Consider the following 13,377-nt stretch of genomic DNA (forward strand, 5'->3'; position numbering starts at 1 on the left):
GGCTTCCCAGCGGGTTCCGTAGCCGTGGCCGTACCGCACGCGAAGTCGTCGACTCCAAGGACGGTGACCTCACTGACGTCCGGAACACGTGTACGGCGTAGCAGGCTCAACAGGGTGTCCCGCGCGACGCTCATCCCGAGCATGGTGGCGAGGCGGGTGCAGGCGCGGACGGCCAGCACCACCGCGATCGAGGTCAACGCAGCTGCGGATGTGGGTGCGTACCTGCTCGGCACCTTGGTCCTCAACCCGAGCAACCTGCGGGCCGGCCGCAACCGGAACACGGTGCGGGCGCGCAACGACTGGCCCATCCAGCCACTGGCGGGCGAGCCACCGCTCTCCCCGCTGGCGCACAAGCACATCGCCGTGCTGATGCCGGGCCGCGAGATCGTCCGGTACGGTCCGCCGGCCGGCAACCTCACGTTGGCCGCCGACACCGAGTTCGGCGCCATGTCGCTACGCGCGCGTTGTCATAACTGTCCCCTGTGGTGGGTGGCCGTTGCCGGCGCGCATGCTCGATGATCCTTTCTGGTTGGTGGTTGGCCACAGCGCCTACGGAGCGAGCTCGGCCAGGGCACGCTGGTACGCGTCCCAGTACAACAGCGCACCGAGCAGGTTGGGGTGGAAGGACTGTTGGGATATCAGAGCCTGCTGGTCCTCGCCGGGCGTCTTGGCCTGGACCACGCCGTTGATGGCCTCCGGGGATCCACATACACCCTTGTTATGGAAGTCGGGTCGGGGGTCGGCGAAGACCACCGGGTACTGGTCGTCCAGGCGTTCGGTGAGTTCGCGCATCTCGTCGGCGAACAAGTGGGCCATCTCCGTGGTGAATGCGAGTTCCCCGCCGGAGAGGCTGATCGTGGTCAGGCAGAGCGGGTTGGGCCCGGATATCAGCACCGGGTACCCCATCAGGACGATCTTCGCGTGCGGCGCGCGTTCGTGAATCTTGTTGAGCACCGTCTCGATGGATGGAATGACCTTGAGCTGGATGTCCAGCGGCACCTGGATCCCCAACGGCAGGGTGTCACCGGGCATCACCTGCTCGTCGCAGTCCTCCAGCGCGTTCGTGGCGCAGAACCTGATCACTTGGGACCAGCGGGCGTCGTTACCGCCGATGGAGAGCGCCACCAGAGTCGTGTTCTCGTCCAGGTAGCCCTGCTCGACCTGGGGGAGCTCGCCGAAGCTGCCGCGGGCGGGCTCGTCCCAGGCGTTGCGCGTACCGTCACTCGGCAGCAGGTGCTCGGTCTGCGCGCCGGAGCAGGCGACCATGTGGTAGTCGAGTGTGGGGTCGAATGTTGCTTCGCGAACCCCGATGGCGTCGTTTGGCTTGTCGGGCAGGCTGGCCTGCCTGGACCATGCCAAGGGGGAGCGGTGGCAGGCGTTGCGGTTTCCGCTCTGCCCGTTGTCGGTCTCCCGGTAGTACACGCCCGTGCCCTCGCCCGAGGTGTAGGAGTCGCCGAGCACGGTGATGAAATGCCGCGGCTTCTCCGGCAACGGCTGGAAGGCGACCGCGTCGAAGGCAATGTCCAGGCCGCCGCTGCCGTCGATGGTGAGGTTGCTCAGCGACACCTGGGGGGTGCCGCGGAACAGGAAGACGCCGAGGGAGACCCAGCGGTCACCACGCTGGTTCTGGTCGACGTAGCGGCTGGCGGTGTTGACGTATCTGGTACGGAACCTGGGCGCGGGGGCGCTGGCCCCGGTGTCCACCTGGTACGCGGCCTGCTGGGTGTGCGCGCCGTGGCCCGGCAGGTGGACCAGCACCCTGGCCCATACGTCGGTCCAGGTCCGGTCCAGCTGCCACGTCCCGAGCACGCTGTGCCTCGTACTGAACGGGCCCCAGGTGTGCGCGAAGTAGAAATGGCCGTCGAGGCCGGAGCCGACCTGGTGGAGGTCGGCCTTTGACGGGTACAGGCCACCGGCGTCCGATCCGAACTGGAGGCTGAACGTCCCCACGCTCGCGGTGCCTGGGCAGTCCGGGCGGACGATGCCCACCGAGTCCGGCACGTCGTCCACGATCAAGGCGTTCTGCGGTAGGGTGCTCGTGCAGACCGGTGGGTAGTGGGTGCCGCCCGGTGGCTCCGGGTCGCCGGGGTTGAAGGTCCAGTTGTCGAAGCCACAGGTCGGTACGACCGTGCCCGTTGGGGTCACGATCACGCAACCGGGTTTCCATGCCACCGGCTTGTGCCACCAGCAGTGGAAGTCGCTTTCCGCGCACGGATTGCCGGCCGCGTCGATGTCGCAGCGGTTCCCGCCCGGTCCGTTGTCGCAGAAGGCGTCCAGCGGCGGTTTGGCCGACCAGCGGTTGTCCTCGTTGGTCCACCACGCCTGGGCGTACCCGGCCTCGGTCTCGTCCGTGCGGAAGTCATACTTGACGATCGGCGACGCGGCCCAGCCGACCACCTTCTCCGGATAGGGCCACCACTGCGGGTTGCGGGCATCGTCCTGAGTGTCCAGAAGGAACGGCGCGCGGTTCTGCTTGTAGTCGGGGTTCGCCGGGTTGTTGCTCCAGCCCAGCCCCCAGTTGCCGCGGTTGTCGGTGCAGCCCGGGCCGGGCGTGCAGCCGCTGGTGTTGCCGGTGCTCGCCTGCGGGTTCATGCCGGTGTTGTACGCCCACACCGCCGCGAACCAGTTCTCGATCTTCGATGGGTCCCCGTTGTTGACGTGGATGCCGGCCTGGTAGGCCTGGTTCCACTTCTGCACCAGGATCTGCAGGCCGGCGGCGATGTTCGTGGCGTAGTCCACGGCGATGGCGCGCTGTTCGTTCGCGGGGCGCTGTCCCAGCCGCATCCCGTCGGTCACCTGGGCCACCCCGTACCCGCAGTCGGCCTGGCTCCACCGGATGCCCCAGTTGTCGCTGCCGTCGAACCCGTAGAAGTTGCCGACCAGCGGATTGCCAGTCTCGCCCTCCAGCACGTGCCACGAGGCCTGCCACAGGTTCGACTCCTGGGCGAGGATCCCGAGCAGCACCGCGGCCGGCACCCGCGCGCCCGGGTGACCGGCCAGGCCCGGCAGCGCGAACATGCCCTGCGGCGACCACGCGGGCAGCCCGGACTGCTTCCAGTTTGCCGGCCGCTGCATCGTCAACGCCCCCCGTACCGCCAGGTCCGCCGCCCACTCCACCTGCCGCCAGTGCGGCTGCTCCACCTGGGTACGCGCGTCGTTGCGCGGCACGGCACAGGTGCGGTCGGTGTCCACCGGGTCCGTCGGCGACGCCGCCGCCGCGCTCGGACCGCCGGGCGGCGCCGTGCTCAGGGCCTTGGCCTCCGCGCTCGGGGCGGGCATCCCCGGCACCGGGCTGGCCGCCCGGCCCTGCCCACCGGCGTCGGCCAGCCGGTTACCGGGCTGGACATCGAAGGCCAGCTCCGTCCCCGACGAAAGCACCCGGGCGGTCAGGTGGATCGGCTTGGCGACGCCCGGCACCGTTGGTCGCGCATACCCGGTGGCCTTCGCCGGGTCGCCGTGGCTGACCACCGCAACCCCCAAAGTGGACACGTCGGCGGTGATCGCGGCCGGGATGCGTCGGACCGGGCCCGGCAGATCCTTGCCCTCGCCCGCCACGGTGGGTGCGCCGGTGATGAAGACCTGCCCGCCACGGCCGGCGGCAAGACCCACCTCGGTCAACGGCCCCCGGGCGAGCTCCCGGACCGCTGACCGCCGTGGGTTCGACAGGTACCGCACGACACCCACGTCGCCGTGCCGCTCCAGGAACGCCAGCCCACCCAGGCGATCAGGATGCAGGTCGAACGGCGTCCCACGGGTCTTCACCACCTGCCGCCGGCTGCCGCCTGCGGCCACCTCGATCAGGCCACCCCCGCCCGCCGCCAGCACACCCGCACCGGCCGGCACCGCCGACGTCACCTGACCGGGCAGCTCGTGCCGGCGGACCACCGAGCCCTTCGCGGTGTCCACTAGGTGCAGCCGCGTCCGGCCCAGGTCGACCGCGCCCGACTGGGTCAGGACCGCGACCTCGCCGGCGCCACAGCCGGGGTTGTAGTACGCCAGGCTGGTGCGCACCGCGAGTTTCGTCACCGTACCGTCGGCCAGGTTCACCACCGCCACGAACCCGCCCCGGTCAAATGTCTGCTGCTGGTTGGTGAAGTGCCGCGGTGCGTACACCACCACCGCGCGCCCGCCCGACCCGGTTAGGCAGGCGTTGCCGATCCACTGGTCTGCCTCCAGACCCGGCTCGGACAGGCTCGCCACCGTCCGCCATGTGTAGCCTGTCGACGACTCGGCCACCAGCAGGTGAAAGCCGCTGGAGTCGCCGGCCGTCGTCCACAGCAGATCGTCCGAACGCTGCCACCCCGCAGGCAGCAACTCGGCACGCCGGTCGGGGGGAACCGTCGCGGGATCCTGCCCCCCATCCGGCGCCGCACGGACGGCCGGCGCCTCACCGACGGCCGGCGCGGACCAGGCGGCGGCGGCCGCACCGGCAGGCGGCCACATCCCGATCGACGCGACTACGACGGTGGACAGGATCGTTGCGACCATGAGCAGAGCTGTCCGACGAAGGGTACGTCGCATGGTTGTCCCACCTTGGCCGAGTGCCGAACACACCGAGGAAAGCCACCAGCAAAATCTCAAGCTAAGCGCTCAGTACCATCCGACATCCTGCCAACCACTGCACGACAGTGCGCCACCACTGGCCGGAACGGTGACGCAGACCCGGGCCCGGAAGAACACCCCGCCAACCATCCTGGTCCAGGCATCGCCGCCGTAAGCCGGACCCACCCCGGTCTCGATGCGGTTAGGCGACTGGCGCTCGATCCGGAAACCGATACCGCCGGAGGAAGTACGAGCCCAGGCAGCCGTGCACCTGAAGCTGTACCTCATCTGGACTGTGCCGGCACTCCGGTCATAGTGCTGCAACACGGTGAACGCGTCTTGACTGCATCCGTAATCTTGTGGATTGCGGCCGTCGCAGCCGGCCCCACTACAACTGACGGCGTATGCCGCGGTGGGTACAGCTATCACACCCGACACTCCGACGAGCACGAGCAGGACTCGTGCAAGGGCCCGCTTGAGCATGCCTTCCTCCTCCTTGGGTGAGCTGAGAATGGCAGCAGCCAGGGCGGTGCGTCTATCTGGTGTCGCAAACCGCCAAGGCATTGGCGAGCATCGACAAGCCGCGACCCTCAGGGCATCGACGCGCGAGCTCGTCCCGCAGGCGGGCGATGAGCTCGGCACGGTTGCTGGCGGCCAGCTTCTGGCGCGGGTGGGCGACGTGCCTCTCCACGGTCTTCGCCGAGATGTAGAGGCAGGCCCCGATCTCCCTCTGGGCCAGGCCGTCCAGCAGCTCGCCGACCGAACATTCCCGTTTGGACAATCCGCCGACCGGGCCCCGCTCGCTGGCGCTCACCGAGGCGCGCAGCGTGCAACCGGCGGCGAGCAGGTCCCGAGCCGCGCCCGGGCTGCGCCGCCCCGGCCCGCCGCACCGCACAGCGGCCTCCCAGGAACGACTCGCGGCGGCGAGGCCCTCCGCAGCGGCCATGACGGCCACTACGTCGGGGCCGCCCTTGAGGGTTGACGCCCACGCCCGGCGGCGGCGCGGACCGCAAGCTGCGGGTCCGCCCGGTGCTCGCCGGCCAAGGTCGCGAGCTGGCCGGCGGCGGCGAGCGCGAGCGCGGGGACGGCGGTGGCGACCGCGCGCTGCAGTCACGCGCCGGGGACCAAGCGCTGTTCCACCAGTACACGCCCGAAGACGTGTACTGGGGCGAGTTCGGCGGAGCCTTGGAGAACCTGGCCGCCGGCACCACCACCGTCGTGGACACCTCGCAGTGCTCCTACACGCCGGACCACACCGACGCCGCACTTGACGGCATCCGCCGCTCCGGCATCCGTTCGGTGTTCAGCTTCTCGCCGGTGTTCGGCGACCACGAGCCCGACCCGCGCTATGCCCATCCCGAGGACATCCGCCGGCTCGTCGCCGCGGGAGCCAGCTCGGGCATCATGCGCCTGGCGCTGGGCTACCACGTCGACGAAGACCTGTTCCGGCTCGCCCGCGAACTGGACATCCCGGTGTTCGCCCACGTCAACGACGAGAACTGGGGCCGGGTCCTCGAGGACTTCGAAACCGGCGGCCTGTTGGGACCGGACATCACCTTCATTCACTGCCTCGGCCTCGCGGACACCTCGTGGAATTCGATCGAGCGCACGGGTGGCAAGGTGTCGGTCTCGTGCATCGCCGAGCAGACGCTGGCCATGGGCCGCCCGGCGCCCTCCAGGCGTCACTTGACCACCGGCTCCCGGTGGGCTTCGGCACTGACGCCGTCAGCATCGCCCCGGTCGACTTCTTCTCCCAGATGCGCGCGGCCTACGCCCTGCAACGCGGCGCGGTCGACACGACCACCGGCTCTCCCACCCCCCGAGCCAGTCTCCAGCCGCGACGTCCTGCACATGGCCACGCTCGGCGGCGCGCGGGCGGCACACCTGGACCACCTGGTCGGGTCCCTCACGCCCGGCAAACGCGCCGACATCGTCGTCCTCAACGCCCGCGCGCTCAACTCCTGGCCGTCCTGCACGCGCCCGGCGCTGTGCTGCGCATGGACACCGGCAACGTCGAGACCGTGCTGGTCGACGGCCGGATCGTCAAGGCGGGCGGCCGACTGGCCGGCGTCGATGTCGACCGCGTGCTCGATGAGCTGGCGAAGTCCGCCGAGGGCCTGCTCCGGCGCTCCGGCGCCCACTCGATCCTGCTTACCTCCTGCGGCGCCAGTTGAACCGGCCGCCACCCGTCGACGCTTCCGCAGCGGCTAATAACGGATACGGAGTAACCGAAATGGAGTTCACGGACCCGACGTCCCGGTTCGTTGACCTGGACGGCATGCGCGTGCACGTCCGGCGAGCCGATACCGGGCCCACGCTCGTGCTGCTGCACGGCAGCGGCGCGTCGCTGCACGTCTTCGACGCCGTCACGGACCTGCTCGTGGACCGCTTCGACGTCGTGCGACCGGACCTGCCCGGCTTCGGGCTCACCGGACCGCGGCCGGACGCGACTACTCGATCGCCGCATCGGCTCGCGCGCCGCGACCGCCCGCAACCTCGCCGGGCTGGTCGGACCGGGCTCGACCGTCGTCGACGACGCCTTGGTCGACCGGGTGCACGCCCTGATGTCCCGGCCAGGTATGTGTGCTCGTCGTGTGATCGGACGCCGCGTAAGCGTCAGCACCACACGGACCAAACGGCATCACGTTGTGCCACCGAGTTGGACGGGATAGCATCAAACTGCGCCTGACGGACCTGTCGCTCCGATGCGGACAGGCCGGCATCCTCCACATCGGACTCTTAATCCGCGGGTTCGGGGTTCGAGTCCCTGGCGGCGCACAATTGATCAAGGATCTGACCTGGGCTTCTGTCTGGGATTGGAGTTTCTTGATGTCCACAGTGGGTGGACGTGTGCTCGTCGTGTGCTCTGGAGCCAGCGAACGGTACGGCCGGTGGCGGTTTAGGCGGCACTGTTCGATGGCCTCGCAGTGACGGCCCCAGAATGTGATCTTGGTGGGTGCGGCGGCGGCGTTGTGCGCACGCGGTGATCGCCGCGCAGGTGCCGGTGCTGATGGCTGGCTCACGGGTGGCCTGTGGCTGAGTCGGGTCGCAGGACACCCGAGCGACGCCGGCTCGCGCTACTACTCCAGACGCTGCGGTTGTCGGACCGCAAGGCGTGCCCGCAGCTGCACCGGCCGAGTGAGGCCTGGAACCCGGGGCACGACAGCTGGCACTACCGGCTCGAACTGCCGCCCGACCTAGCCGGCCGGCGGCGGCAGATCCCTCGCGGCGGCCGTTGACAGATGTTCCGCGCGGCGGCTGTGGTAGGACCGGCGACACAGCCGTTGCTGATCTTCTATGGCCTCAGCCAGGCCGGCCGTGCGATCGCTGCGGCAGCCGCCTCGGTGCCTAAGGGCAACCAGGACTGGCGGCTCCGCGGTCACGGCATCTCACAGATCGGATGGGGAGCAGACCTGCCCGACATCAAGGTCCACGCGACGAAGACGGGCAGCTTCGTGTCGCTATCGAAGCTGCTCGACTCGCCAGTTTGGCGAGAACAGGACGCAGTCCCACTCACGGCGCTCTGGGACTGCATTCCCGACACCCGTCACCTCGCACTTCGCAATGACGAGCACCGGCGCGCACCACTCTTGGTGGTACCGGAGAACCACGTCAGACAGCACCCGACGATCATTGCCACGGTGGCCTACCTGCCGCCGGCGGTCGTTTCCTCGGCTCGGCCTGCCGAGGACCTGGACACGTACATGACGGCCTTCCCCGAGGCGGACGGCTATCTCCCTGCGCTTACCGGTGACGCACCACCTCGGCCTCACTTCAGTCCACACCGCGACGGCTGGGGCGAGGTCGTGATGATGTGACGCGCGCCGGGTGTGCCCGACGGCGACGCGGCAGAACGTGACCGGCTGCTGCTGACCAGAACGCGTCAGTACGACGGACAGCCTTACCTGATTCCGGCCGTGGGCACCAACACGCGCGGCCTCCATCCGCTCATGTCGTGGTGGGCGGTCCTGCATACCCTGTCGATGTTTGCGCGCTACGAGCCGTCCGATTGGGCACGGTGCATCGCCGTTGCCTCAAGCCCGTTCGCCGTGCCCATCGAGGAACTGCTGACGACGGCGATCAACGTCGCCCCTCGGCTCGTCGCCGCGGCGATCGATGAGGTGAATGGACCGATGCCAAAACTGGGGAAGGCTAGCTAGTAGCCGCTACGGTCATCGCCGGCCAGCGGTCAGGTGGCGTGACGGGCAGCGAGCCGGTCGACAGAATGCGGCGAGCCGGTGCGCGGCCAACTCAATCGCAGCGGGCGAAAGGTGTCGATGCCGCGTCGGTCTGCCAGAATCCCCGGGTGGCAGGTGGACCGGACGTGACGGCTCTGCGAAGCGCCTTGTCGTTCCTGCCTGAACATCTCAGAAGCACAAATACCCACGACCGACTCGGTGATGCCTGCCAGCGGCTCGGACTGCCAGCACCCCCGGACGAGGGGACGAAGTTCGAGCGGGCCAGTGCCAGCTTCGAGGCGCTCCCAGAGGATCAGTTGCCCCAGGTCGCACACCTGGTCCTTGCCTACGTTCGGCTCGATGCCGGGAGACGCAACTGGCTGCAGGACATCCTGTGGGCTGCCAGCAATCCCTTGCCGATCCCCGCGAGAACCCGACGCGAAATAGCCAGAGGTCTCGACCTGGAGGACCTGGCCTACAGCAGCGACCGGTTCGAGGCGCTCCTTGACCGGTTGTGGGTTCTCGACGACGCCTTCACGTTTTTGGCTAGCAGCGACGCGAGCTTGCGCGGACAGGTCCGCCGGCACGTGTTCCGCAATCCAGGGGACTGGTCTGCCGAGGAACTATTTGAGGCTTGGCGCCTTCGAAGCCTCCGACAGACGATTCGTACTCTTCCTGGAGGGCTTGGCCTCGGCGGACGTCGTGCCCGACGAGCCTGTCCAGCGGCGCACCGTCGCTGTGGTAAACCGGCACCTTCACGACATTGGCGCCGAGCTACGCGAGACCGGCATCCGCGGCGGCTATCCCGTGTTCACCCTGGTGTCCACCAGGACGCCGGCAGGGCGTCCGAAGAACGTCATCTTCGCGTCGCGCACCAAGCCGGACATCCGGATCGTCGATGCCCTGAACAACGACATCCAGATCGTCGGTGAAACCGACGCGCTCGTCTATGACCGCCCCATCGGCACCGATGGCATCCGTTGGCGCGACCTGCAGCTCTGGTGGAAGGAAACCCGCAATCTAGACGGCGACGTCGAAGCCAAGACAACCCTCTACCGGAAGCTGCTCAGCAGCCTGCCAGAAAATTCACCGCCACAGACCCTGCTGTACAGCCTCTACCACGAAATCTTCGGACCCGCCGTGTACGACCTGCCAGCGCTGCTGCCCGAGGTCTGGCTGCATTGGGACCCGCAAACCGTCCGGATGCGCGGAGCGGATGCACTGCTCCGGTTCCGCATGGACTTCCTGATGCTGCTCCCTCGCGGGATCCGCGTCGTACTCGAGGTCGACGGCGTGCGGCACTACTCCCAAGACGGGCGCCCCCATCCGCCAACGTACGCCGAGAACATGCGGGCCGACCGCGAACTCAAACTCACCGGATACGAGGTGTTCCGCTTCGGCGCCGCAGAGCTGAAGGACCGAACCCAGTCACGAGCACTCCTACAGGAGTTCTTCGTCAGCTTGCTCCGGTCGTCCCACATCGACCTTCCGTAGTCGGACGCTCATCCGAACGCTCTGCCACCAGGACCTCCACGATCGCCGGTGCGGCGATCCTTCCTGGCTCTTGACGGCCTCCGGAGCGGCCGTCGGCGGCGCACGTGGTCGCGCACGCGGCGCGGGCAGGTCTTCAGACTGGTGGGCGATACTGGTCATCCGGTCACCCGATCATTTGCCGTCGCTTCCCAGACCCACCGTGCCCAGTGCATTTGACGGCGGCCGTTCCCACCCGCCGCTGCGGGATAATCCCGGCCTTTTACCAGGTTCCCTCTACGACGCCCTACCATACGGACAGCGCACCGTCGCCCAGGGAGCCGCCCGGCGGCCCGTTGGAGGTCAAGTGGCGTGCGTCAGTCGAACACGGTGGGATCGACGTACGTGTCGGTTGGCCGCAGGTAGGGCACGGTCCGTACCCAGTCGCCGAGCAGGGCGGCGAACCCGTTGTCGTCCGTGGCGGTCACCTCGCCCAGAACCCGCGACGGCGAATGACCGTCGCTGCCTTCGACGACCAGCGGCTTGAATGGGTCGCTGGCCCACCGGCCGCGGGATTTCTGCGTCGGGTGGACCCAGTAGATGCGCGTATCTTTGTCACCCGGCTGGCCGAAGACCAGGTGCGCCTCAAACGGATCGTCGTAGGTGTCCCCGCGCCCTCCGTTGGCTAGGCACGCCGCATGCAGCTGATCGAGGCGGACCAGTTGCTCCCGACACCCCCATCGTCGTGCCGGGCTTCCGTCAGTTCCCCACGCCTGCACGATCCAGTTCGCCGCGCCTTCTGGCAGTGGCCCCTCGGCGCCGTTATGGATCGAACGAGTGACCTCGCACATCTGCCAGATCCGCGACCCGGACGCCTCCGGATCGTGGCCGTACGGAAGTAGTTCCAGAGCTTGGGCGCGGGCGCCGGCATCAGTCGCGATCTCGTCCGCGAAGCTCAGCCGCTGTGTTCGGGTCAAGCCGTTGAGGACGTCCGGCAGGTCGTTCGTCAACAGCCGGACTAGGTCGGTGTGACTGCCGGCCGAGGTGTGGCGCAAGCCCTCGGCGGAGGCCAGCGCGACTGCGGGAACCACCGGATTGGGATCGCGCAGCAAGGTGCAGAGCTGGCCGATCCCATCCTCCAGCAGCGGATAGGTATCCAAGAACGCGGCCGCGTCCCACGCGTCCTCGGACAGCCGGGTGAGCATCCAGGCCAGGCGTTCAGCACCCTCGTGGCGGTCAAGTGTCGTGATCTTGGTGCTCTGGTCGCACTGCTCCCCAGACCAGGTGGCGACTACCACGGTCCGTGATCCTGAACCGAGCACGCTGTAGCTAGTCATCGAATGTCCTCCGGACACGGGGCAGCGTCAGACCCTGGGCGCGCACGCGACAAAGCCTGACGAACAAGGGAAGTCCGGTAACCCCACAGCACGACTGCGGCGCCGATCCGTGGCCACAGACTCGCATACCCGGGGCCTGCACGACAACCTGACACGCAACCACGGCCGCGTGCCCAAGTCGCCGCCCGCGGCGCGACCTCGCCGATCGCGGCGCCCTTAGCTTGTTGTTTAACCTCGGCCACCGTCGGTGGTGACTGCTGTCCTTTGTAGACGTCGGCGTGTCGATGCTCGACGTGGAACGGCCACCGTCCGATGATCCTTCGGTTCCCTGGCAGGACACGAAGAACGGATGGTGGCCGTGGCCACGATTGTGGACTACCTCGGTGGTCTGGTGTTGCCCGACACGCCCGCAACGCCGCTGCCCGCAGCGTTGGCGCCGGCGGCACGTTTGGCGGCGTTCCGCCGCGACTACTACCGGTGCTTGACGGCGAGGACGGACGCGTTGTTCGAGTTGACCGACGCAGTGCTGTGCGCTGACGGGCCGGTGACCAGCCTGGCCGAGTTGTCACTGACCGCCGAGCATCGCCGCGGTCACGGTGCCCTGTACGACGGCCTGAACTGGGGCGATATCGACATCGCCCGGCTGCGTGTGACGCTGGCCGGTCTGCCGCTGCCACGCACCGCCGATGCCCGGATCGTGTTGGCGGTCGATGTCAGTAACTGGCTACGGCCGGAAGCGGTGACCTCGCCGGATCGGCTGTTCTGCCACGTCTACGGCCGGGCCAAGGGCCAGGCGCAGATGATCCCTGGCTGGCCGTACTCGTTCGTGGCCGCGCTGGAGTCCGGCCGCACCTCATGGACCGCGATCCTGGACGCGCAACGGCTCGGCCCGGCCGATGACGCCACCGCAGTCACCGCCGACCAACTCCGCGACGTGGTGAACCGGCTCATCGAGGCGGGGCACTGGCGCCAGGGTGACCCCGAGATTCTGATCGTCGCCGATACCGGCTACGACACCGCCCGGCTCGCCCATGTGCTGACCGACCTGCCCGTCCAGTTGCTCGGCCGGCTCCGCGCCGACCGGGTGCTGCGCCTGCCCAAACCGGCCCGGCCGGCGGGCACCACGGGTAGGCCACCCAAGCACGGGCCCGAGTTCCGGCTGGACACCCCGGCCACCTGGCCGACACCGCAACACCAGACGACCACTGCCACCAGCCGGTACGGCACCGCAACCGCGGCCGGCTGGGACCGGCTGCACCCACGCCTGACCCGCCGCACCTGCTGGATCGACCACCACGGCGACCTACCCGTCATCGAAGGCACCCTGATCCGCCTCCAGGTCGAGCATCTGCCCGGCGACCGCGACCCCAAACCACTGTGGCTGTGGTGCTCCGCCACCGGTGCCACCGCCGCCGACATCGACCGCTGGTGGCAGTCCTTCCTACGCCGATTCGACCTGGAACACACCTTCCGCCTGTTCAAACAAACCCTCGGCTGGACCCGCCCGAAACTACGCACCCCACAAGCCGCGGACCGCTGGACCTGGCTGATCATCGTCGCGCACACCCAACTGCGGCTGGCCCGACCCCTCGCAGCGGACCTACGCCGCCCCTGGGAACGACCCGCGCTGCCGGGCCGACTCACCCCAGCCCGCGTCCGCCGCGGGTTTCGGAACATCCGCCCGAACACCGCCCTGCCAGCCAGCGCACCGAAACCCGGCAAACCCGGACCCGGACGCCCGCCCGGCTCACGAAACCGACGCCCCACACCCCGCCACGACGTCGGCAAAACCGTCAAACGCGACCTGACCATCACCGCGCACAACCAGCGCAAAGGTTAAAGAACAAGCT

The 13,377-nt window shown here is 68.6% G+C and carries 11 protein-coding genes, 1 tRNA gene, 1 pseudogene and 1 riboswitch; of the genes and pseudogenes, 8 read left to right on the forward strand and 5 right to left on the reverse strand.

Going from position 1 to position 13,377, the window contains the following annotated elements; all coding sequences use genetic code 11:
- Positions 1–114 precede the first annotated feature (114 nt).
- On the forward strand, positions 115–519 hold the full coding sequence (locus tag RB614_RS24330; RefSeq protein ID WP_308714931.1) for a hypothetical protein: 405 nt from the start codon (positions 115–117) through the stop codon (positions 517–519).
- Positions 520–549: 30 nt separating this feature from the next.
- On the opposite strand, the gene RB614_RS24335 is transcribed toward RB614_RS24330, so the two are convergent.
- The 3 genes from RB614_RS24335 to RB614_RS24340 all read right to left on the reverse strand — a co-directional run bounded on the left by RB614_RS24335 (position 550) and on the right by RB614_RS24340 (position 5,488).
- Entirely contained in the window at positions 550–4,488 is a 3,939-nt protein-coding gene (locus RB614_RS24335; protein ID WP_308714932.1) for a GDSL-type esterase/lipase family protein, read from the reverse strand.
- Positions 4,489–4,590: 102 nt separating this feature from the next.
- A complete protein-coding gene (locus RB614_RS44340) occupies positions 4,591–5,106 on the reverse strand; it encodes a DUF2690 domain-containing protein (protein WP_428983096.1) in 516 nt (171 codons plus the stop codon).
- Complete coding sequence (locus tag RB614_RS24340) at positions 5,078–5,488, reverse strand: LuxR C-terminal-related transcriptional regulator (RefSeq protein WP_308714933.1); 411 nt, start codon at positions 5,486–5,488, stop codon at positions 5,078–5,080. Before RB614_RS24340 ends, RB614_RS44340 begins: the two co-directional genes overlap by 29 nt.
- A gap of 83 nt (positions 5,489–5,571) precedes the next feature.
- Between RB614_RS24340 and RB614_RS24345 the strand changes: the two genes are divergently transcribed.
- From RB614_RS24345 to RB614_RS24360, 5 genes are all read left to right on the forward strand, one after another.
- A complete protein-coding gene (locus RB614_RS24345; RefSeq protein ID WP_308714934.1) occupies positions 5,572–6,753 on the forward strand; it encodes an amidohydrolase family protein in 1,182 nt (393 codons plus the stop codon).
- Between the two features lie 67 nt (positions 6,754–6,820).
- Positions 6,821–7,231 (forward strand): alpha/beta fold hydrolase, encoded by a 411-nt coding sequence (locus RB614_RS44345; RefSeq protein WP_428983099.1) that lies wholly within the window; start codon positions 6,821–6,823, stop codon positions 7,229–7,231.
- Between the two features lie 18 nt (positions 7,232–7,249).
- Positions 7,250–7,320, forward strand: a tRNA-Ser gene (locus RB614_RS24350).
- Between the two features lie 464 nt (positions 7,321–7,784).
- On the forward strand, positions 7,785–8,360 hold the full coding sequence (locus RB614_RS24355) for a YaaC family protein (RefSeq protein WP_428983097.1): 576 nt from the start codon (positions 7,785–7,787) through the stop codon (positions 8,358–8,360).
- A 12-nt stretch (positions 8,361–8,372) separates the two neighbouring features.
- Positions 8,373–8,702: a YaaC family protein gene (locus RB614_RS24360; protein ID WP_308714936.1), complete on the forward strand. Its 330-nt coding sequence runs from the start codon at positions 8,373–8,375 to the stop codon at positions 8,700–8,702.
- 29 nt (positions 8,703–8,731) lie between these two features.
- Here the strand turns inward: RB614_RS24360 and RB614_RS24365 are convergent, their stop codons facing one another.
- Positions 8,732–9,307: a hypothetical protein gene (locus RB614_RS24365; RefSeq protein ID WP_308714937.1), complete on the reverse strand. Its 576-nt coding sequence runs from the start codon at positions 9,305–9,307 to the stop codon at positions 8,732–8,734.
- Between RB614_RS24365 and RB614_RS24370 the strand changes: the two are divergent.
- Positions 9,191–10,214 (forward strand): annotated as a pseudogene (locus tag RB614_RS24370) (AbiJ-related protein). The gene RB614_RS24365 and the pseudogene RB614_RS24370 overlap by 117 nt on opposite strands.
- 107 nt (positions 10,215–10,321) lie before the next feature.
- Positions 10,322–10,536: riboswitch (cobalamin riboswitch) on the reverse strand.
- A gap of 31 nt (positions 10,537–10,567) precedes the next feature.
- On the opposite strand, the gene RB614_RS24375 reads toward RB614_RS24370, so the two are convergent.
- Positions 10,568–11,527, reverse strand: a complete 960-nt coding sequence (locus tag RB614_RS24375) for a hypothetical protein (RefSeq protein WP_308714939.1) — start codon at positions 11,525–11,527, stop codon at positions 10,568–10,570.
- 418 nt (positions 11,528–11,945) lie between these two features.
- Between RB614_RS24375 and RB614_RS24380 the strand changes: the two genes are divergently transcribed.
- Positions 11,946–13,367: an NF041680 family putative transposase gene (locus RB614_RS24380; RefSeq protein WP_308712986.1), complete on the forward strand. Its 1,422-nt coding sequence runs from the start codon at positions 11,946–11,948 to the stop codon at positions 13,365–13,367.
- Positions 13,368–13,377: the final 10 nt, after the last annotated feature.

This window comes from Phytohabitans maris, assembly GCF_031085175.1.
Classification (GTDB): domain Bacteria; phylum Actinomycetota; class Actinomycetes; order Mycobacteriales; family Micromonosporaceae; genus Phytohabitans; species Phytohabitans maris.